Here is a 19,920-nt window from a genome sequence, read left to right on the forward strand (position 1 = left end):
TGACGGGTGCCGCGGGTGCGGCCGGGTTATGGAATCTGGCGTTCCTGCCAGACCTCGGGGTAGCCCTCCATGTCCTCGCCGCCGAACTTGGCGTAGTGACCGTCAGGCATACCCTCATTGGCGGCCAGGAAGTCACCGCGTTCATCCTCGGTGATCGGCTCCTGCGGGAGTATCCATTCGGCAGGGATTTCCTCGCCAGCGAAGATCTTCTCCAGCGCCAGCAGCGGGGTGCGCCACTGGAAGTTGGAGTAGACCGGGGCAAGGGCTGTGATTCCTGTTTCCTCCCACTTACGCAGGAAGCTCATCTCGTCCTCACCGGTCATGACGGGGAGGTCAGCTCCGGCGTCCTCGAAGGCTTCGATCGCTGCAACCGCGCCGTCGCCCGCGTCCATCCAGATGCCCTGGACGTCGCCGGTGGCCAGTTCGTCGGCCAGGATGTCCTTGATCTCGGTGGGGTCAGCGCCGGTGAAGTAGTCAACTGCCTCGATGCCGTTCTCCTCGAAGATCCGCTCGGCGGCCGCCCAGCGCTGTTCCAGGACGTCGACACCGGGGAGGATGCGCAGGGCAATCACCTTGTCGCCTTCCTCAAGCTGTTCGCTCAGGAACTCGGCGGTGTCGATGCCCCAGGCGAAGCCGCCGATGGGGTGGATGAACGTGACTGCGCAGTCGGTTTCAACGCCGCGGTCGAACACCACCACTGGCTTCCCGGTCTCACAGGCCCTCTCGACCGCTGGGGTCATGGCTGCCGTCGAGTTGGGGGAGATGATGAACGCGTCGCAGTTGCCTTCAGCGATGAAGTAGTCGATGTCGGCGATCTGGGTGTTGTCGTCGTCCTGCGCGTCCCGGGTCTCCATCTCGGAGATGACCCCCGAATCCTGCAGAGCCTTCAACTGCTCGTTCATGGTGATCCAGCCGGTCTGCCGCCACGGGTTGGAGATCGAGGCGTTGGCGAAGCACGCCTTCTGGGCGCCGTCCGCTGCGTACTCGGCGGTGTCGGTCATCTCCCCGTCGATGTACTGCAACCATGGCTGCTCCGGGTCACCTTCGAAGGTGGCGGAACGCTGCTCGTACTGGTCGTCGTACACCTCCTGGACAAACCACTCGTCGCTGCTGGTCTCCTCGGCAGCGGGTTCGGTCTCCGCGGCGGATGCCGTGGTGTCTTCCGTAGGCGGGTCCTCAATGGATGAATCGGTAGTGCACGCGGTCAGGGCGAGCAGCGAGGTTGCTGCCACCACCGTGACCTTTGTCAGGATGCTTCGTCGCATCATATTCCTCTCTCATTGGTGCCCACGGTGGGCGGTGGAGCGATGGGGTGTGTCGGTTCGTGGGTGCGGGAGCTGGCTCCACGGCGTTTGCGCTGCCAGGTCTGGGCTGCCGCGGCGACCGCGACGATGATGATGATGCCCTGCACGGAGTCCCGCCAGGTGGATTCGACGCCCAGGAAGTTCAGCAGGGTGAAGAGGGTTTCGAGTGCGAAGGCGCCGGCGGCGGCGGATAGCACCCAGCCGCGCCCTCCACCGAGCACCACCCCACCGAGGACGACGGCGGTGATCGCGGTGAATTCGTAGCCGCGGCCCACGGAAGGGTGAACCCCGGCGTAGCCCACCAGGATGATGCCGGCGACCGTCGCTGACAGCGAGGACAGCATGAACGCGCGGGTCTTGACCCACCAGACGCGGGCGCCGGTCAGCGCTGCAGCCCGGGAGTTGTCGCCCACGGCGATCAGGGTGCGGCCATACGGACGGCGCATCAGCCACAGCGCTGCCGCGGCGGTGACAACGAAAATGATGACCGGGTAGGGGATGATCTCCAGCACCGGGACGTCGCGGATCCCGCCCCGCCCGATCTGCCGGAAGCTGTCCGCCGGGTTGCCGGTTGCAGCGCCGCCGGTCGAGTACAGCACCATCCCGAGCAACGCGAGCATCATGCCGAGCGTGACGATGAAGCTCGGAACCTTCAGCAGGGTCGTCACCAGCCCGTTGATGAGGCCAATGAAGGCGCCGAACACGAACATCAGCCCCAGCACCGGGAGGACCCGGGCGTCGTCGTCGCCGATCAGGTTGCCAGCGATGAAAACCTGAGCGGTGACCACCGATCCCATCGACAGGTCGAACTCACCCGAGACGATGACGAAGTACTGTCCGATGGCTGCAATCGCGATCGGCGCGGTCCGGCCGATGAATCGGATCAGGGAACCGGGTTCCCCGAACGACGGGTTTGCCGCGATCACCGCGATCAGTAACGCGATCAGGAGGATGAAGACGCCGCCGCTGGGGGTTCGCAGGGCCCGCAGTAGACGGTCACCGGCCGACGACCGGTTCCGGGCGAGAATCTCGTTCCGCGTTCCCTGGGCGTTCTCGCTCACGCTCATGCCGACACCTCGCGTGCTGGGGTGGTGGAGGATTTCTCGAAACGCGGTGGCCGGGTGATGACCGTGCGGCGGGCGTAAACCGCGACGGCGATCACGATCACCAGCCCGCGGACCACATCTTTCAGGAAGGGGTTGATCTGCATGACGCTCATGATGTTGTCCAGCATGGCGAAGATCAGCACGCCGCCCAGGGTCCCCACCAGGGACCCCTTGCCCCCGGCAAGGAGCGTGCCGCCGAGGACGACAGCGGCGATGGAGAGCAGGTCATACCCGCCTTGGGAGCCGATGGTGGGGCTCCCTACGCCGAGCCGTGCGGCCAGTAGCAGGCCCGCCAGACCTGCCATGACCGAGCACAGGACGTGTGCGGTGATGATCGGGGTGCGGGTGCGGATCCCTGACATCCTGGCGACGCCGAGGTCCCCGCCGACCGCGTAGATATGGTGGCCCACCCGGGTGCGGTTCAGCATCAGCAGGACCAGACCCGCGGTGGCGAGCATGATCAGGGTGGAAATCGGGACGGGTCCCAGTCCGGTGGCCCCGATCAGCCGGAAGGACAGGGGCGCCTGGCCAGAGCTGCCCTGGTAGTTGGTGGCAAGGTAGCCGCTGATGATCAGCCCCATCCCGAGGGTGGCGATGAAGCCGTGCACCTTCAGGCCGGAGACCACAAGACCGTTGGCCAGCCCGATAAGTGCCGAGATGGCGAGGGCGGCGAGTACTCCGGGGAGCACGTTAGCGCCCTGGTTGGCCATGATGCCAGCGGCAATGAGGCTGGAGAGGCTGATCACGTACGGCACTGACAGGTCGAGGCTGCCGACCAGGATCACCAGGGTCTGCCCGATGGCAATGAACCCGAGAACGCTGGTTCCGGTGAGGATGTCGGAGATGTTGCCGGTGCTGAAGAAGCTCCGACCCACCGAGCCGACCAGGATGGTGCCGACGATGACGGTCAGCAGCACCACCAGGTACACGATGTGCGTCGAGGTCAGCCGTGAGAGTCGGTTCATGATGGGGTCTCCTCGGTCCGCGCGCCGGTGGCTAGCTGCAGGACTTCTTCCTCGGTGGACGTCGGCGACAGTTCACCGGCGATAAGCCCGTCCCGCATCACCAGCACCCGGTCAGACATGCCCAGCACCTCCGGCAACTCACTGGAGACCATCAGGATGGCTTTCCCTTCGGCAGCGAGCGCCCGCATCAGGTTGTACACGGCCACCTTGGCTCCCACATCAATGCCGCGGGTCGGCTCGTCGAGCAGCACCAGCCGAGGGCTGATGGCCAGCCACTTGGCCAGGACCACTTTCTGCTGGTTTCCCCCGGACAGGTACTGGACCTCCTGGTCCAGGTCACGGGCAATCACCTCCAGGGAGGAGAACACGCCCGGTGCGTCCTGGCGCGCCTGGTTGGTGCGGCCGGGAAAGACCGAGCGGATCACGCTGAGCGCGTTGTCCAGAATCGACTGGTTCAGGCTGAGGCCCTGCGATTTGCGGTCTTCGGTGATGAGGGCGACCCGGTGTTGGATGGCGGTACGGGTGCTCCGGGCCGTGTAGGCTTCGCCGGCGAGACGCATGCTTCCGCGGGTGAAGGGGGCTGCACCGAAGATCGCTTCGACCAGCTCGGTGCGTCCTGAGCCCTGAAGCCCGGCGATGCCGACGATTTCGCCGGTGCGGAGGGCGAGGTTGATCGAGTCGAGCTGTTCGTTGCCGGCGTCGGCCACTTCGAGCAGCGGTTCACCGATGATGGTGCCCGGTGTTACCTCCGGGAAGTAGGCGGAGATTGGACGGCCCACCATCAGGCGCACCAGTGAGGCGTCGTCCATTGACGACGCCGGTTGGGAGCCGACTACTTCGCCGTCCTTCAGGACGGTGATCGTGTCGCAGAGGTCGAAGATTTCCTTGAGCCGGTGTGAGACATAGAGGATTGCCACTCCGCGCTCCTTCAGGCGCCCGATGATGCTGTAGAGCAGTTCCACCTCGGGGCCAGCGAGCGCCGCGGTGGGTTCGTCCATGGAGATGATCCGCGCGTCGTAGCTGACCGCCTTGGCTATCTCCACGATCTGCTGCTGGGCGACCGAGAGGTTGCTTACCGGCGTGGACGGCTGGATGCTGGTGATTCCCAGCTGGTCCAGCAGCTCCCTGGTCCGCTCCAGCATTGCCTTGCGGTTCACCAGGATCCCGCTGCGGGGTTCCCTGCCCAGGTAGATGTTCTCGGCGACCGTCCGGTCGGGAAGCAGGTTGAACTCCTGGAAAACGGTCGAGAGCCCGGCCTCGTGCGCCTGGGTGGGGTGGGAGAAATCAACTGGGGCGCCAGACAATTCAATGGTTCCCGAATCCCGGTGGTGGACCCCGGCCAGCAGTTTCATCAGGGTCGACTTGCCGGCACCATTCTCGCCGACCAGGCCGTGGACTTCACCCGAGCGCAACTCAAGGGAGACGTCCTTCAGCACCTCAATGCCGAAGAAACTCTTCGACAACCCGGAGACACTGAGCACCACCGGTGTGTTGACCCGAGACTCCAGGGGGAAGACTTCTTTATCCACTCGCTCACTGTGACATAGAACTCATACTTTTGTCGAGCATCACGCAAAAGTATTGTGTTAGTCATCAGTTAGTAGTTTGCGAGACAGCTATAAGTTCTGCGTGGTTTACTAAAACCGTGTTGAAGATCGAGTCCGAGAAGCAGGGTCGCACCTCCGCGTTGCCAGCCCCCGGCGCCAGCGAGGTTTTCCAGCTCCTGCGGGACGGACAACCGCGGACGCGCGCAGAGCTGGCGCAACTTACGGGGCTCGCACGTTCCACAGTCGCCTCGCGGGTCGAGACCCTGATGACGCTTGGACTGGTGGCCCCCTATGGCGGGGCCGTGTCCACGGGTGGGCGGCCGCCGTCGTTGTTCGCGCTGAACCCCGGAGCCCGGGTGGTGATCGGTGCCGACATCGGCGCCACCCACGCGCTGGTGATCCTGACCGACCTCTCCGGCGCGGAACTGGCGAGCGCCCGGCAGACGCTGAACATCTCCGACGGGCCGGACGCAGTACTGGGCTGGTTGGTTGCGACGATCGGTGACCTGCTGGTTCAGTCACGCCGGAGCAGTTCCGAACTGGCCGCCATCGGCATCGGGCTGCCCGGTCCGGTGGAGCACGAGACCGGACGCCCGATCAACCCGCCGATTATGCCGGGCTGGGACCGCTTCGACGTGCCGGGTCTGGTGCAGCGCAGTTTTGCCGTGCCGGTGCTCGTGGACAACGATGTGAACATCATGGCACTGGGTGAGCTGAGCAGTAACTGGCCGGACACCACCGACTTGATGTTCATCAAGGTAGCCACTGGCATCGGCGCCGGAATCATCTCCGGATCAATGCTGCAGCGCGGCGCCCAGGGTACCGCGGGGGACCTTGGCCATGTGCGTGTTCCGCGTGGTGGGGACATTCCATGCCGGTGCGGGAACACCGGGTGCCTCGAGGCAATGGCCGGTGGACCGGCGCTCGCCGCCGCCCTGAACGAACTGACCGGCGGAACCCTCACGAACAGCCAGGGCGTGATTGACCTGGTGCGCTCGGGTGACGGGAACGCCATTCAGGTGATCCGTCAGGCAGGCCGCGACATCGGCGACGTGCTGGCGACCTGCGTAAACCTGATCAACCCCTCGGTGGTGGTGATTGGTGGCAGTCTGGCCCAGGCCGGTGAACACCTGTTGGCGGGGATCCGCGAAGTGGTCTACCGCCGCTCGCTGCCGCTGGCCACTGAACACCTCCGGATTGTCCCGTCGGTCGCGGGGCAAAGTGCCGGCGTCAGGGGCGCCTCGGTGATGGCCATCTCCCACGTCCTGTCCCCGGAGTCGATCGAGACCGCAAGCCTGATCGCACCCTGATCCAAGCCGTGGCTCAGCCGCGACCGGTTCATCCCGGCTGGGTCAGTCCCACCGGGTCGGGTCCGTCTCCAGCCGGGTTCTGTCCCACTGGCCGGTCGTTGCTGCCGCGGCATAGGTGGCCTGCAGGAATTCGAAGAGCACCAGGTCGGGGTTCGGCGCGGATCGCACCACCTCGTAGGGCAGGAGGAACTGCCCATTCTCGACCGAATAGAAAGCGCCCGGCGGTCCGGCTGGCTGGTCGGCAAACCCGGACGGCTCCGGATAGGCGTAGGAGTAGAACGCACCCTCCTCCCCGCCGCCGGGCCAGAATCCGCAGCTGCTGAGCTCCTTGGAATAGCCTTCCTCCATCACCCAGTCACCGCAGTTAGGGGCACCGCCGGGGTGCACTGGAGCGTCCCGGCCAGAGAAGCGGGTGCACGCCAGGTCCATGGCGCCCCAGAAGAAGTGGACCGGGCTGACCTTGCCGATGAAGTGCGCCCGAAACTGATTCATCACCCGGTCCGCCTGCACAAGCTGACGCCAAAAGAGGTGGGCGGCCACCGGGTCGTAGGAGGCGTGCACGGTGTCTTCAGCGAACGGGATCGCCGGATCCACCTCGTTGGGCCGCGCCTGGATGACCGTTTCAATGCCCAGCTCGGCAAGCGCCCCCATGATCCAGGAATGAAAATCCCTGACCGGCATGGGTGCCAGGGCCAGCTCCCGGGTCTGCCCGTCCCCGCTGCGGACCCTGAGCCGGTGGTCGCAGAAGTCGAACTCGATGTCGAAAACGGTGTCCCGGTAGGGGATGGCCGACGTCGTCAATCCGCGGGCACTGACATACAACGTGACCTGCCACCAGTGGTTGAGCAGGGGGGCGTGGGCGAGCCGAATCTTGCCGACGATCTGCGTCCACATATGCAGGGTGTCCCGCGTGTCAGACCAATCGTCGACACGGAGACGGGGCCATGCCGTTGCGTCGCTGTCGCGTTGCACCATAGCGGGTTCCTCTCGGGGGAGGGTCAAGGTGTCACAGAGCCTACCGAACCGGATCCCGCATGTCGCCACCGGAAGAGACATTAGGATTGCAACCATGACCGTCGATACCGCCGCCCGCGACCGCCTGCGTGAACTCATCCAGGAATTGGCCATCGTTCACGAGAAAGTGACCCTGTCCAGCGGTAAGGAAGCCGACTACTACATCGACCTGCGCCGGATCACCCTTCACCACGAGGCGTCGCAGCTGGTGGGTCAGGTGATGCTGCAAATGCTCGACGACGCCGGCATCGCCTTCGAGAGCGCTGGCGGACTGACCATGGGTGCCGACCCGGTGGGAACCGCCGTCATGCACGCTGCCGCCCGCGACAACCGAGGCATTGACGCGTTCGTGGTGCGCAAGACCCAGAAGACCCACGGCATGGCCCGTCAGGTGGAGGGCCCCGACGTCGCCGGCCGGACCGTCGTCGTTCTCGAGGACACTTCGACCACCGGCGGGTCGGCACTGACCGCCGTCGAAGGTGTCCGGCGGGCGGGCGGCAAGGTGCAGGCGGTGGCGGTCATCGTCGACCGGGACACCGGGTCCAAGGAACGCATCGAGTCGGAAGCCGGGGTGCCCTACCTCTACGCGTTCGGTAAAGATGAGCTCGGCTTGAGCTAGCACCCTGGGCAGACCGATGACTGAGGACGCCGAGCGGCTGCTTCGCTATGCGCACGGGATCAAAGGCATGTCCCGCCGGTCCTTCATCGCTGGCTCCGCGTTTGGGCTCACCCTCGCCGCCGACCTGTTCCTGACCCGCCAGATCCAGGAGGAACGCGAGGAGTTGCAGATACTCCCCGTCGAGGACGCGGAAGCCGCACGCCGGTTCCCCCGGACACGGTGGATCATCTTCCCCGGCTACAAGACCGGCTGGGAAGAGGGTGGTTGGATTGCCAACTCCCTCCAGCCCGCCCTCAGCCAGCGCGGGCAGATCGCGGTGATGGGATATTCGAACCGCGGGCTGAACGTCGCCAACATCGTCGCCGCCCTGAACCGGTACGTGAGGATTTTCCAGGTGGAAACGCTCTACTTCTATGGCCACAGCTTCGGCGGGATGGTGGCGATCGAGGTGGCATCGCAGCTGCGCGGGCTGGGAATCGCTGTGGAGCTGATCATCCTCGATTCGAGTCCCCACTCCCGGGATGACGTACTGGATCAGGCCGTGTTCGAGGGCGTGGTGTTCCTGTACGACGCCGGCTACCGGGTCCCCACTGTGCTGCGCGGCAGCTACGAGCTGGGCGAGCGGATCGTCAACAAGAACGAGCGCACCTGGCGGCAGATCCTGAACCAGACCCTTGAGCAACTCTCCCCGCTCGCACCGTCGAGCGTCCTGATCCAGTCGCAGTCCTCGTACATCTACCACTACAACGTCACCCGTTTCCAGGAGACGCTGGGTGATACGCAGATTGCCTTCATCGGCAACCCCAACGACGGCACGGTCAACTATGCCCGGGCCAGGCCGGGTTGGGCGGAAGCCTTCCCGGACAACCTGGTGTCGGCCGACTACGTCACCGAGGGTGCCCTTCCCGCGCACGCCAGCCCGCAGTGGAACCCACTGATCTATCAGAGCATCGTCGTCGCGCTGCAGGACGAGTTCCTGCCCCTGCCACAGGGCGGTTCCCTGCGAAGCGCCTACTGACCGCTGAGCGTTCTCCGGAGCCGGCCCAGGTCGCGGCGGTCCATTCCGGCACCCTCCAGGAACGCGTCGACGGTTCCGAACTCGCGGCGCAGCCCCTTGATGAACGTGGCCATGGCGCCCTCCGGCGAGGTCAGGATCACCGGCGGGTTCTCCATCGACAGGCGGCCAGTCCCGGCGGGCGCGTCCCCCATCCACAGCTTCGCCAGTGCCGGCAGAATCTCCGGCAGGGCGCCAGTCGTGTGGGCGTAGTCCTTGATGATCAGCTCGTCGGCGACTCCGGCCACGAGGAGAATCACCGCGGTGATCACTCCGGTGCGGTCCTTGCCCGCGGCGCAATGCACCAGGGTGGTCCGGCCCGCCACGATCGGCTCCAGCGCATCGACCACCACCGTGGGCCGGCTGTGCAGCCACCCCACGTAGTAGTTGCCCAGGTCCTCAGCGGTCAGCAACCCCATGGTCGACGCCGGGTTGGCGTCGGATGGGTCCAACGGGGCGGCAAAGAGATCGATCCCCGCGTCGGCGGCTACCTGCCAGGGTGCCATCCCCGCCTCACGGTGGCTGCGCAGATCAACGATCGACTGGATCCCTTGAGCCGTCAGGAAATCCATGGTCGCCGCCCGGTCCCAGTCGAACGGTTGGCTGGAGCGGAACACCCTGCCCGGCACCGGTGCCCGTGGATCGGCGGCGGTGAGCTCGGCGATGTCCCGCAGGTTGAGCACCCCGGGCACCGGACTAGACCTGTTCGATCAGGTCCGCCACTGACTCCATGATCTGGGCGGGCCGGAAAGGGTACGCGTCGATGTCGGCGCGCTGGGTGATACCGCTGAGCACCAGCACCGTGTGCAACCCCGCCTCCATCCCCGCAATGATGTCGGTGTCCATCCGGTCGCCGATCATCGCTGTGGTTTCGGAGTGGGCGTCGATCTGGTTCATGGCCGAGCGGAACATCATGGGATTGGGTTTGCCCACAATGTAGGGAACACGGCTGGTGGCAGCGGTGATCAGGGCGGCGACCGCCCCCGTTGCGGGCAGCGGCCCCTCCTTTGACGGCCCCGTGACGTCAGGGTTCGTTGCGATGAACCGTGCGCCGCCCTCGACCAGCCGGATGGCCTTGGTGATCGCCTCAAACGAGTAGGTGCGTGTTTCCCCGAGCACCACATAGTCGGGGGCCTGGTCCGTGAGCACGAAACCGGCCTCATGCAGTGCCGTTGTCAGGCCGGCTTCCCCAATCACGTACGCCCGGCCGCCCGGCAACTGTTCCTTGAGGAACTGCGCCGTGGCCAGAGCCGAGGTCCACAGGTTCTCCTCCGGAATTTCCAGACCGGAGGCCTTGAGCCTGGCCGCGAGGTCCCGCGGAGTGTAGATGGAGTTGTTGGTCAGCACCAGGAAGCGCTTGGACGTGGCCACCCAGCGGTCGATCAGCTCCGCAGCGCCTGGGATCGCCTGGTTCTCGTGCACCAGGACACCGTCCATGTCCGTCAGCCAGCACTCAATATGTTCGTTCTCACGCATGTGATCTCTCCCTGCCGTCCGGCGGTGCTCTAGGACCTCAGTCTTTCACCTTAGGCTGGGAGCGTGAAAGAAAATCCCGAATTCCCGCTGGTCCCGGTCGGCGTCGGCCCCTGGGAGGGGCAACTGCCAGAGGGAGAGCACTGGGATGCCGAACTCCTCGCCGCGGGTGACACCCGCAACGTCGTCGACCGGTACCGGTACTGGACCCACGAGGCGATCGTCGCAGACCTCGACTCCCGCCGCCACAACTTTCACGTTGCCATCGAGAACTGGCAGCACGACCTGAACATCGGGTCTGTGGTGCGCACAGCCAACGCCTTCATGGCCAAGGAAGTCCACATCATCGGACGACGGCGGTGGAACCGACGGGGCGCGATGGTGACCGACCGCTATCAGCACGTCCGGCACCACCCCACGGTCGAGGAGTTCGTCACGTGGGCGGAAGGGGAGGGCCTGCGGATCATCGGGATCGACAACTTCCCGGATTCCGTGCCCCTGGAAACCTACGACCTGCCGGAAAACTGCGTGCTGGTCTTCGGCCAGGAGGGACCGGGCCTGACACCCGAGGTGCACGCCGCTGCCGATGCCACCCTCTCCATCGCCCAGTTCGGGTCTACCCGGTCCATCAACGCCTCGGCCGCTGCTGCGATTGCCATGCACGGGTGGGTCCGCCGGCACGTCTTCGGGCAGGGAGTCTGACCATGAGCGCACCCGTTGGGGCCAGAAACGGCCCGGACGGTCTGAACGGTCGCGCGCAACCGGCAAACCTGACCCCGGGGGCCGTTTCTGCTGATCGGGCAGTCGAATAGGATGGCTTAAGCGGTCAGTTTCCATCCCGCCTGTTTACGCACGCATTCCACGAAGGAGTCCTTATGCCTATCGCAACACCTGAGATCTATTCAGAAATGATCGACCGTGCCAAGGCTGGGGGCTTCGCGTATCCGGCCGTGAACGTGACCTCCTCCCAGACCCTCAACGCGGCGATGCGCGGGTTCGCCGAGGCCGGTTCCGACGGCATCGTGCAGGTCTCCACCGGCGGCGCCGCCTACTGGTCCGGCGCGTCGGTGAAGGACATGGTGGTCGGATCCCTCGGCTTCGCCGCCTTCGCCCACGAAGTAGCCAAGAAGTATGACGTGAACATTGCGCTGCACACCGACCACTGCCCCAAGGACAAACTGGACGAGTTTGTCCTGCCCCTGCTCGCGGCGTCGGAAGAGGCAGTCAAGCGCGGCAACAACCCGATCTTCCAGTCACACATGTGGGACGGCTCAGCTGAAACCCTCGAGGAAAACCTGCGCATCGCCAAGGAGATCCTGCCCCGCGCAGCAGCAGCGAAGATCATCCTCGAGGTTGAGATCGGCACCGTCGGTGGCGAGGAGGACGGCGTCGAGAACGCCATCAACGACAAGCTGTACACCACCGTCGAAGACGCCCTGGCCACGGTCGAGGCGTTGGGTTCCGGCGAGCACGGCCGCTACCTGACCGCCCTGACCTTCGGTAATGTGCACGGCGTGTACAAGCCCGGCGGCGTCAAGCTCCGCCCCGAGATCCTCAAGGACATCCAGGACCAGATCGGCTCCAAACTGGGCAAGGACAAGCCCTTCGACCTGGTGTTCCACGGCGGATCCGGCTCCTCGGACCAGGAAATCTCCGACGCCGTCTCCTACGGAGTCATCAAGATGAACATCGACACGGATACGCAGTACGCGTTCACCCGCCCGGTGGTTGACCACATGCTGAAGAACTACGACGGCGTGCTCAAGGTCGACAACGAGGTGGGCAACAAGAAGGTGTACGACCCCCGCGTCTGGGGTGCAGCCGCCGAAGCCGGCCTGGCCGCCCGCGTCGTGGAAGCTGCAGCCTCCCTGGGCTCCGCCGGAAAGAAGCTCTAGTATGTCCGACGAGTTCCGCCGCAACCTCCTCGGCCCCGAGCCGACCCTCCTTCCCGAGGAGACGGACCTCAGCGCCCGGATCGACGCCGGTGACGAAGCGGTAGATCTTGCCGCCAAGTACCCGACGTCGTCCCTGGTGTGGGCCATCCTGGCCGACGAAGCCTACGCCGACGGCCGCACCATCGAGTCCTACGCGTACGCCAGGACCGGCTACCACCGCGGTCTTGACGCGCTGCGCCGTAACGGCTGGCGTGGGACCGGGCCCGTGCCCTACTCGCACGAACCCAACCGCGGTTTCCTCCGCTCGCTCTACGCCCTGGGCCGGGCGGCGGCATCGATCGGCGAGATCGACGAGGCCGAGCGGATCGCGAAGTTCCTTGGCGAATCCGACCCGGAAGCCAGCAAGCAACTGGGCAGCTAGGCCTAGTGGGCAGCTAGCTCACGGTCGCCTGATGCTGGTCACTACGGTGACCAGCATCGGAGCGGCGGGGGCGGAGCTGAACCCGAACCGAACCGGCGGTGTCAGCGGTGCCAGGTTGCCCAAATCCCGTCCATCCAGGCTGGCTGTCGCGGAAACCACCTTCCGCGCCATCGTGACGCCATAGTATTCAGTGCGGCCGTTGCCGGCCGATCCCGCTGTCCTGACCCCGGGCATGACCAGGCCTGCCACCGGGTTGATGAGGCTCAGCCAGGCCGGCGACGTCGCAAGCCGCGCCGGAACGAGGCGCAGCATCCGCCCCAGCACCGTCACCGCGCCGAGCTGCGCGGTAACCGCCAGCGAACCCGCGGTCACGGTCAGCCGGCGGTCGTCGAGGGTCGAAACCACATCAACCACCCGGACCACATCGAAGCTGTAGGTCGCGCTGACGTAGTCGGCCACCGCCTGCGACGGGGCGATCAGGGTCCGCTCACCACTGGCATCCTCCATCATGACGTCGGTGAACGCCCCCAACGGCGACTCGGCCCACCTGCCGATCACCAGCCGTGTCCCCGACCCCGTGCCGAGCCCTGCAATGTTGCCCACGAAACGATCCATGAGGACATTCTCTCCTCCGCAGCTCTCCCGGGTGGCATCATGGCGGTATGCAGAAGAGCAGGAGTGAACTGGTATGGCTGGGGTTGGCAGCGATCCTGGCGTTCTTTTTCGTGCGGGCCGGGATCGAAAAGGTGATCGGCGAACCTGCGGCGCTGCTTCCCTTCCAAAAGTCGGGACTGCCCGAGTGGACGGTGTACCTGACGGCCGCAGGTGAATTCCTGGGCAGCGCCGCTCTCTTCGTTCCCCGGCTGCGCACCCTGGGAGCACTGGTCCTGGTACTGGTCATGCTCGGTGCTGCGGTGACCAACATCGCCAACGGCGACCCCCAGTACGTGTGGACCAACGTGTTGTTGGGAGCTGGCGCACTGCTGCTGGCCTGGCAGGGTCGGAGACACCTCCCGGCCCGTGGTCGGCGCAGCACACCCCGTGACTGATGTGGGAGCCCAACGTGCACCGTTCGAGTCCCACTACCGGCCACCCGCCGGAGAACTGGGCCGGTTCGTCGAGACCTTCTGGGCCGCCCACGGGCAACTCAAGGCGACCCGTGAGCTCATTGCCCCGACCGGGTCCACCGTCGCGGCGATCATCCTGGGTCCCCCGATCATCCAGGGCCACCCCGGCGGGCAGCCGTCCCCTATGCGCCGGGGATTCCTGATCGGCCCGCACGAGGGGCCGATCATCAACCAGCCGACCGGACAAACCTTCGCCGTCGGCTTCGTCACCACGCCGGTGGGGTGCGAGGCATTGCTGGGTGTCCGTCCGGCAGCGGTGCGCGCGCGGGCCGTCGAACTGGACGCCGTCTGGCCACCGGCGTCTGCGCTCCGGAAGGTGCTCGTTCAAGCGGTGGCCGCGGGGGCACCCCTGTCCGAGCTGGTCGACGTAGTCGAAGCGGCACTCGCGAAGAATGTGCAATGCTCGATCCCCGGCTTCGAACGGTGTGAGGCGGCTATCCGGTTGCTGCAGGAAGACCCGATGATCCCGGTGCCGGTGGTCGCCTCCCGGCTCGGCCTGGCCCACGGGTCCCTGGACCGGGAGTTCGCCAGGATCGTGGGGCTGTCCCCGCGGTCAATGGCACGGATCATCAGGTTGCGCCGGCTCCTCGCCGATATCGACGTCCACCAGCGGGTGAGGTGGGCAGAGGTGGCGACCGGGCTGGGCTGGTTCGATCAGGCGCACCTGATCCGCGACTTCTCCCGGCACACCGGTGTCACCCCGGGGGAGTACCTTGCGGCCCAGCGCGCCGGGTATCCGCCCGACCAGGCCGCCCCCGGCTTCGTGCCCAGCGGTTAGAAGGATGTGAAAACCATCCAATTCCTGTGAGCCGGACGGCTTTACGGTGGAGGCGTCTTCCGTCCCACCGACCGAAAGTAGCTGTCACGATGAGCCAGGCGTTCGCCTCCCATGAAACGATCAACCTCCCCGCAGAGACTGTGTGGACACAACTCACCGACTGGTCGGGCGCACCGCGCTGGATGCCCGGTGTATCCGACCCGAAAACCGATGGCGACCTGGCGGTCGGGTCCCCGCTGCGCTTCACGGCCCGCGGCAAGGAACGGGTCTCCGAGGTGACGCAGCTGGCTCCCGGGCGCAGCATCACCCTGACCTCGCACGTCGGCAGGACCCGGGCTGACTACCAGTACTCCCTCACCCCGCTCGACGCCGGATCCACGGCAGTCGACCTGGTGGCGACTGTGACCACGGACGGTGCGATGAAACTCCTGGGCCCGGTCATCCGGAAGGCCATCGCCCGGGAGGACTCGGTCCAGCTGACCAACTTCAGAAAGACCCTCGAAGGGCCTCCCGTGGACGCCGATTAGTCATCAAGCTGAGCGTTGTGGGGATCTGTTGCTAAACTTGGGTGGTAAGAGCCCCAGATCTCTTGCGCTCATGCACTCGCAGGTCTTGGGGCATTCTCATGCACTTCTGGCGGCATCGCGTGTTGTGCGGATGCTGTCGCAACGATGGGGGAGGATCCCATGCCAGCGATCGTTATTGTCGGAGCCCAGTGGGGCGACGAAGGTAAAGGCAAAGCAACCGACCTGCTCGGCGGACGGGTTGACTACGTCGTCAAGCCAAACGGCGGAAACAACGCGGGACACACCGTCGTCGTCGGCGGTGAAAAGTACGAGCTGAAACTGCTGCCCGCGGGCATCCTGAGCCCCAACGCAATCCCGATCATCGGGAACGGGTGCGTCATCAACCTCGAGGCCCTGTTCGAGGAGATCGAGGGGCTTGAAGCCCGCGGTGCCGACACCTCGAAGCTGCGCATCTCGGCGAACGCCCACCTGGTGGCGCCGTACCACCAGGTACTGGACAAGGTCACCGAACGGTTCCTCGGCAAGCGGGCCATCGGCACCACCGGGCGTGGCATCGGCCCCGCCTACATGGACAAGGTGGCCCGGCTCGGTATCCGGGTGCAGGACGTCTTCGACGAGTCGATCCTGCGGCAGAAGGTCGAAGGCTCCCTCGCCCAGAAGAACGAACTCCTGGTCAAGGTGTACAACCGCCGCGATGTGGAGGTGGAGGAAGTGGTTGAATACTTCCTCGGCTTCGCCGACCGTCTCCGTCCACTGGTCATCGACTCCACCTATGTGCTCAACGAAGCGCTCGACGCCGGCAAGGTGGTCCTGATGGAGGGCGGTCAGGCCACGTTCCTCGACGTGGACCATGGCACCTACCCGTTCGTGACGTCGTCGAACCCCACCGCCGGTGGCGCGTCGGTCGGTTCGGGAATCGGCCCCACCCGGATCAGCCGCGCCGTGGGCATCATCAAGGCCTACACCACGCGGGTGGGCGCTGGGCCGTTCCCCACCGAACTGTTCGACGACATGGGCATGTACCTGCAGACGAAGGGCGGCGAGTTCGGGGTCAACACCGGCCGTCCCCGGCGCTGCGGCTGGTACGACGCCGTCCTGGCCCGCCACGCTGCCCGCGTCAACGGGTTCACCGACTACTTCGTCACCAAGCTTGATGTGCTCACGGGAATTGAACGGATCCCGGTGTGCGTGGCGTACGACGTCGACGGCGTCCGGCACGACGAAATGCCGATGACCCAGACCGACTTCCACCACGCGAAGCCCATCTTCGAATACTTCGACGGCTGGACCGAGGACATCACCACGGCCCGCACCATCGACGACCTGCCGGATAACGCTCAGGTGTACGTGAGGGCGCTGGAGAAGATGTCGGGTACCCGGTTCTCGGCCATCGGCGTGGGACCGGACCGCGACCAGACCATCGTCATCAACGACCTGATCGGCTAGGACACCAGTGGGTCCCGCCAGCGACGACACCGGACACCTGCTTGAGGAAGCCATCCGGCGGCTGCTCGATGAACGGTCGCCGGAGTCGACGATCTGCCCGTCCGAGGCGGCCCGTGCCGTGTCCGACGAGCATTGGCGGGACCTGATGGAAGCCTCCCGTGACGCCGCCCGGCGACTCGTCGCCGCCGGTGAGGTGGAGATTACCCAGGGTGGGACGGTCATCGACCCGGCAACGATCAAGGGCCCGATCCGGATCCGACGCAGGCGTCCCTAGGCCCCTTACATTTCGGCTGCGCCCGCCGACAGTTCAGTGAGGAGCCGACGGCCCACAGACCGGCCGTCGCACACACTTTCCGAGGTGGCAGCAATGGCGTTTCACGAGCGGGCACACCCCGCGCCCCGGGCCTCGCCGTGAGCGACGACGGGCTGGACTACGAGGCATTGTTTCAGCAGGCGCCCTGCGGCTACCTGCTGACCGACGACGACGGCACCATCACCGCCGTCAACGACACTTTCCTCTCCTGGTCGGGTTTCACCCGGGCAGATCTGCTCGCTACGCCGCTGCACCAATTACTGCCCGCCAGCGACCAGTTCCTGTACACCATGCACTGCATTCCCCAACTGCACCTGATCGGTTCGGTCGAGGAACAGGCGCTTGAGGTGATCGATAGGCACGGGGTGCGGCGTGCCGCCCTGATGTCCGCGACCCGGGTGCCCGAATCCGAGGGCGCTCCCGCCCTGGTGCGGGTCGGGATCTTTGGGGCGCATCAGCGGCGCCGTTACGAACAACACCTTCTCCAGGCGAGGCGACAAGCTGAAGAGTCGGAGGCGCGGCGAGCTGCGGCCGAGGCGGGACTGCAGCACCTCGCCTCGCACGACGCCCTGACCGGACTGCTGAACCGGACCGCGTTGATCACCGCACTGGATGCCGCACTCGCCGGCGCCGCGCCCGGATGGCGCGCCGTCGTGTTCTTCGTTGACCTGGACCACTTCAAGGCTGTCAATGACAGCCTTGGTCACGCCGCGGGCGACGAACTGCTCAGTTCGGTGGCGCGACGGCTCCAGGATGCCGCCCGTGATCCGCTGCGCGTCTCCCGGCTCTCGGGCGACGAGTTCGTCATCGTCGAGACCGTCAATGGTGCGACCGGGGTCGACGAGGTGAGCGAAATGGCAGGACGGTTGCTCAGTGCCCTTCAGGAGCCACTGATGATCGAGGGCCTGGAAGTGGTGGTGAGCGCCAGTATTGGCGCGGCGGTCTGCGAGGACGGTGACACCCCGGAACGCCTGCTACGCCGGGCCGACATCGCGATGTACCAGGCGAAGGCCAGTGGGCGGAACACCTGGGAACTGCACGATCCCTCGCAGTCGGATCCCGCCGTTGACAGGTTGCAGCTCCTTGGGGAGCTGCGCCACGCCATCAGCGACGGCGAACTGCGCGTGTACTACCAACCACGGGTGAACCTGCGGGACGGACGGCTGACCGGTGTGGAAGCCCTCGTCCGCTGGGAGCACCCGAGCCGGGGACTGCTGCCGCCGTCGGACTTCATCGGTCTGGCCGAGGAATCGGGGTTGATCCGCGAACTCGGAGCGTGGGTGCTCAACGAGGCAGTGGCCCAGGCGATGCGTTGGGCCGACGAGGATCCCGCGCGGGGACCGGTGGAAATGGCGGTGAATCTCTCCACCCGGCAGCTGGCCGATCCGGAGCTGCCACGACGGGTCGCCTCGGTGCTGGGACGCCACGGCTTCGACCCGTCGCTGCTTACCCTCGAACTGACCGAAACCTCACTCATGGTGGGACCGGAGGCGGCTCTCCGGGCACTCAGCGCGCTGAAGGCACTCGGCGTCGGGCTGGCCGTCGATGACTTCGGGACCGGCTACTCAAGCCTCACCTATCTCAGGCAGTTCCCCATCGACGAACTGAAAATCGACCGGTCCTTCGTTTCGGGGCTGGGCGTCAACAGCGGCGACTCGGCCATTGTGGCCAGCTGCGTGCAGTTGGCCCACGCCGTCGGGATCAAGGCGGTCGCGGAGGGCGTTGAAACCGAGGGGCAACGGGAGGCCCTGATCGACCTCAACTGCGACCTCGCGCAGGGGTATCACTACGCGAGGCCGCTACCGGCGGCGGAACTGGCCTCCTGGTTCGCGATGGAGCCGACCGAAATGGTTCACACTATAGGCGGCGCCGCTGGCTGAACACCCGGCGCCGCCCGACGGTCCCTGGGTTACAGGTTGACCGTCACCTCGGCAGCCTCGCGAAGGCTGGAAACCAGTGACTCGGCGGCAGCCGACTGCTTCTGTGTCTGGAGCTGCTCCTCAAGAGCGGTGCGCACCTCTTCGAACGGGGGAATCTCGGTTTCCGTTTCGCTCGCGGCGTTCTGCTCCTCCTGCTGTGCCACAGCCTCGTCGTACGCGGCGGTCAGCTCCTCCTCGGTGGGCGCGGTGTCGCCGGCCTCTTCCTCGATCAGCTGCTCCACCTGAACCTGCGTGGCAAGCTGCTCATTGACGGTCTCCTCGTCGGTGCCCTGTTCAGCCAGGGTGGAGTAGAACTCGTCGGCTGAACTGAGCTGGTAGGTCGCGACCAGCTCGTCCAATGCAGCGGTGATCGCTTCGTCCGTTGCCTCGATGCCCCGTTCGGCTGCTTCCTGGATCAGCAGCTCGGTGCCGATCATGCCCTCGATCGTCTGGCTTTTCAGCGCGTCCTGATCAACGGGTTCGCCCGACATCTGGGACTGAGCTGCTGCCGTCTCATACTGCGCGGTGTAGACGGCCTCGAAGTCGGTCTTCGGAATCTCGGTGCCGTTAACCACTGCCACGACGTCGGGGACGCCCTCAAGATCAGGGTCGGCGACCTCGGGTGCTGCCTCGGGGGCCGCGCTCTCATTGGCGGGTGCCTGCGATGTCTCGGATCCCGACTCACTGCCGTCATCAGCGGTGCCACATGCCGACACCACCGAGACAATCCCAGCCAAAGCAATACTCAGTAACAACTTCTTCCGCACAACGATCTCCTGCCAGTTAGTTAACCAACCTGCGAAGCTATCAGGCTTCAATGGGTGTTAGCTGGGCGTCGCGTGTGCGCCCCACAACAACCCGGTGTGCAGCTGTGGTGGGTTACGGCCGCTGGGCAGCTCAGTATCCCGGGGATGTGTGCAGGTGTGGCGGGTCAATCGACCCGCAACCCCCCCCAACCCACCCAAGGGGGGGGGGACCCCCCCGAGCTGCGCAAACGGGTCACCCCCCCCCCGGGGGGCCCATTCCTGAGGATCCTGCTCTGTCTTTTTTAAAACTCTGACGCCGCCGACCACCCCCCACCCCCCCCCCCCCCCCCCCCCCC

The 19,920-nt window shown here is 65.7% G+C and carries 21 protein-coding genes; 12 read left to right on the plus strand and 9 right to left on the minus strand.

The annotated features are described in order from the left end of the window. Positions 1 to 26: 26 nt before the first annotated feature. From HMI57_RS17020 to HMI57_RS17035, 4 genes are read right to left on the minus strand one after another with little or no spacing between them, the layout of a single operon-like run. A complete protein-coding gene (locus tag HMI57_RS17020) occupies positions 27 to 1,265 on the minus strand; it encodes a substrate-binding domain-containing protein (RefSeq protein WP_171587184.1) in 1,239 nt (412 codons plus the stop codon). Beyond that, on the minus strand, positions 1,265 to 2,371 hold the full coding sequence (locus HMI57_RS17025) for an ABC transporter permease (protein ID WP_171587185.1): 1,107 nt from the start codon (positions 2,369 to 2,371) through the stop codon (positions 1,265 to 1,267). The genes HMI57_RS17020 and HMI57_RS17025 overlap by 1 nt, the downstream gene beginning before the upstream one ends. Beyond that, positions 2,368 to 3,375, minus strand: coding sequence for an ABC transporter permease (locus HMI57_RS17030; protein ID WP_171587186.1), 1,008 nt, complete (start codon positions 3,373 to 3,375; stop codon positions 2,368 to 2,370). Before HMI57_RS17030 ends, HMI57_RS17025 begins: the two co-directional genes overlap by 4 nt. Then, positions 3,372 to 4,904 (minus strand): sugar ABC transporter ATP-binding protein, encoded by a 1,533-nt coding sequence (locus HMI57_RS17035; RefSeq protein ID WP_346655251.1) that lies wholly within the window; start codon positions 4,902 to 4,904, stop codon positions 3,372 to 3,374. Before HMI57_RS17035 ends, HMI57_RS17030 begins: the two co-directional genes overlap by 4 nt. Before the next feature lie 116 nt (positions 4,905 to 5,020). Between HMI57_RS17035 and HMI57_RS17040 the strand changes: the two genes are divergently transcribed. After that, positions 5,021 to 6,232, plus strand: a complete 1,212-nt coding sequence (locus tag HMI57_RS17040) for an ROK family protein (RefSeq protein ID WP_171587187.1) — start codon at positions 5,021 to 5,023, stop codon at positions 6,230 to 6,232. Between the two features lie 42 nt (positions 6,233 to 6,274). Here the strand turns inward: HMI57_RS17040 and HMI57_RS17045 are convergent, their stop codons facing one another. Continuing rightward, complete coding sequence (locus HMI57_RS17045) at positions 6,275 to 7,207, minus strand: DUF5996 family protein (RefSeq protein ID WP_171587188.1); 933 nt, start codon at positions 7,205 to 7,207, stop codon at positions 6,275 to 6,277. A gap of 94 nt (positions 7,208 to 7,301) precedes the next feature. Here HMI57_RS17045 and pyrE point away from each other — a divergent pair, with 94 nt between their 5' ends. Then, the gene (gene pyrE, locus HMI57_RS17050) at positions 7,302 to 7,865 is read left to right on the plus strand and encodes an orotate phosphoribosyltransferase (protein WP_171587189.1); all 564 of its coding nucleotides are present in this window, start codon (positions 7,302 to 7,304) and stop codon (positions 7,863 to 7,865) included. 16 nt (positions 7,866 to 7,881) lie between these two features. Beyond that, positions 7,882 to 8,883: a thioesterase domain-containing protein gene (locus HMI57_RS17055; protein WP_171587190.1), complete on the plus strand. Its 1,002-nt coding sequence runs from the start codon at positions 7,882 to 7,884 to the stop codon at positions 8,881 to 8,883. Here the strand turns inward: HMI57_RS17055 and HMI57_RS17060 are convergent. Together HMI57_RS17060 and HMI57_RS17065 are read right to left on the minus strand one after the other, a co-directional pair. Beyond that, positions 8,877 to 9,611, minus strand: coding sequence for a tyrosine-protein phosphatase (locus tag HMI57_RS17060; protein WP_346655252.1), 735 nt, complete (start codon positions 9,609 to 9,611; stop codon positions 8,877 to 8,879). The two genes, HMI57_RS17055 and HMI57_RS17060, sit on opposite strands and share 7 nt — an antisense overlap. A gap of 4 nt (positions 9,612 to 9,615) precedes the next feature. Next, positions 9,616 to 10,395: an HAD-IIA family hydrolase gene (locus tag HMI57_RS17065; protein ID WP_171587191.1), complete on the minus strand. Its 780-nt coding sequence runs from the start codon at positions 10,393 to 10,395 to the stop codon at positions 9,616 to 9,618. Between the two features lie 63 nt (positions 10,396 to 10,458). On the opposite strand from HMI57_RS17065, the gene HMI57_RS17070 reads away from it, so the two are divergent. The 3 genes from HMI57_RS17070 to HMI57_RS17080 all read left to right on the plus strand — a co-directional run bounded on the left by HMI57_RS17070 (position 10,459) and on the right by HMI57_RS17080 (position 12,708). Continuing rightward, the gene (locus HMI57_RS17070; RefSeq protein WP_171587192.1) at positions 10,459 to 11,094 is read left to right on the plus strand and encodes a TrmH family RNA methyltransferase; all 636 of its coding nucleotides are present in this window, start codon (positions 10,459 to 10,461) and stop codon (positions 11,092 to 11,094) included. Between the two features lie 173 nt (positions 11,095 to 11,267). Further along, a complete protein-coding gene (gene fbaA / locus HMI57_RS17075) occupies positions 11,268 to 12,287 on the plus strand; it encodes a class II fructose-bisphosphate aldolase (protein ID WP_171587193.1) in 1,020 nt (339 codons plus the stop codon). A gap of 1 nt (position 12,288) precedes the next feature. Continuing rightward, positions 12,289 to 12,708 carry a DUF3151 domain-containing protein gene (locus HMI57_RS17080; protein WP_171587194.1) on the plus strand — a complete coding sequence of 140 codons (420 nt, stop codon included), beginning with the start codon at positions 12,289 to 12,291 and terminating at the stop codon, positions 12,706 to 12,708. A gap of 18 nt (positions 12,709 to 12,726) precedes the next feature. On the opposite strand, the gene HMI57_RS17085 is transcribed toward HMI57_RS17080, so the two are convergent. Then, the gene (locus HMI57_RS17085; RefSeq protein ID WP_171587195.1) at positions 12,727 to 13,323 is read right to left on the minus strand and encodes a hypothetical protein; all 597 of its coding nucleotides are present in this window, start codon (positions 13,321 to 13,323) and stop codon (positions 12,727 to 12,729) included. A gap of 47 nt (positions 13,324 to 13,370) precedes the next feature. On the opposite strand from HMI57_RS17085, the gene HMI57_RS17090 reads away from it, so the two are divergent. The 6 genes from HMI57_RS17090 to HMI57_RS17115 all read left to right on the plus strand — a co-directional run bounded on the left by HMI57_RS17090 (position 13,371) and on the right by HMI57_RS17115 (position 18,779). After that, positions 13,371 to 13,757 (plus strand): DoxX family protein, encoded by a 387-nt coding sequence (locus HMI57_RS17090; RefSeq protein WP_171587196.1) that lies wholly within the window; start codon positions 13,371 to 13,373, stop codon positions 13,755 to 13,757. Next, a complete protein-coding gene (locus tag HMI57_RS19630) occupies positions 13,750 to 14,613 on the plus strand; it encodes an AraC family transcriptional regulator (RefSeq protein ID WP_171587197.1) in 864 nt (287 codons plus the stop codon). The genes HMI57_RS17090 and HMI57_RS19630 overlap by 8 nt, the downstream gene beginning before the upstream one ends. A gap of 89 nt (positions 14,614 to 14,702) precedes the next feature. Then, complete coding sequence (locus HMI57_RS17100; protein WP_171587198.1) at positions 14,703 to 15,140, plus strand: SRPBCC family protein; 438 nt, start codon at positions 14,703 to 14,705, stop codon at positions 15,138 to 15,140. A gap of 159 nt (positions 15,141 to 15,299) precedes the next feature. Further along, positions 15,300 to 16,586, plus strand: coding sequence for an adenylosuccinate synthase (locus HMI57_RS17105; RefSeq protein WP_171587199.1), 1,287 nt, complete (start codon positions 15,300 to 15,302; stop codon positions 16,584 to 16,586). A 7-nt stretch (positions 16,587 to 16,593) separates the two neighbouring features. Next, a complete protein-coding gene (locus tag HMI57_RS17110; protein ID WP_171587200.1) occupies positions 16,594 to 16,860 on the plus strand; it encodes a DUF3253 domain-containing protein in 267 nt (88 codons plus the stop codon). A 137-nt stretch (positions 16,861 to 16,997) separates the two neighbouring features. Continuing rightward, complete coding sequence (locus HMI57_RS17115) at positions 16,998 to 18,779, plus strand: EAL domain-containing protein (RefSeq protein ID WP_171587201.1); 1,782 nt, start codon at positions 16,998 to 17,000, stop codon at positions 18,777 to 18,779. A 29-nt stretch (positions 18,780 to 18,808) separates the two neighbouring features. Here HMI57_RS17115 and HMI57_RS17120 read toward each other — a convergent pair whose 3' ends face one another. Continuing rightward, the gene (locus tag HMI57_RS17120) at positions 18,809 to 19,585 is read right to left on the minus strand and encodes a SurA N-terminal domain-containing protein (RefSeq protein WP_171587202.1); all 777 of its coding nucleotides are present in this window, start codon (positions 19,583 to 19,585) and stop codon (positions 18,809 to 18,811) included. Positions 19,586 to 19,920: the final 335 nt, after the last annotated feature.

The organism is Arthrobacter sp. 260 (assembly GCF_013116745.1).
GTDB lineage: Bacteria > Actinomycetota > Actinomycetes > Actinomycetales > Micrococcaceae > Arthrobacter_D.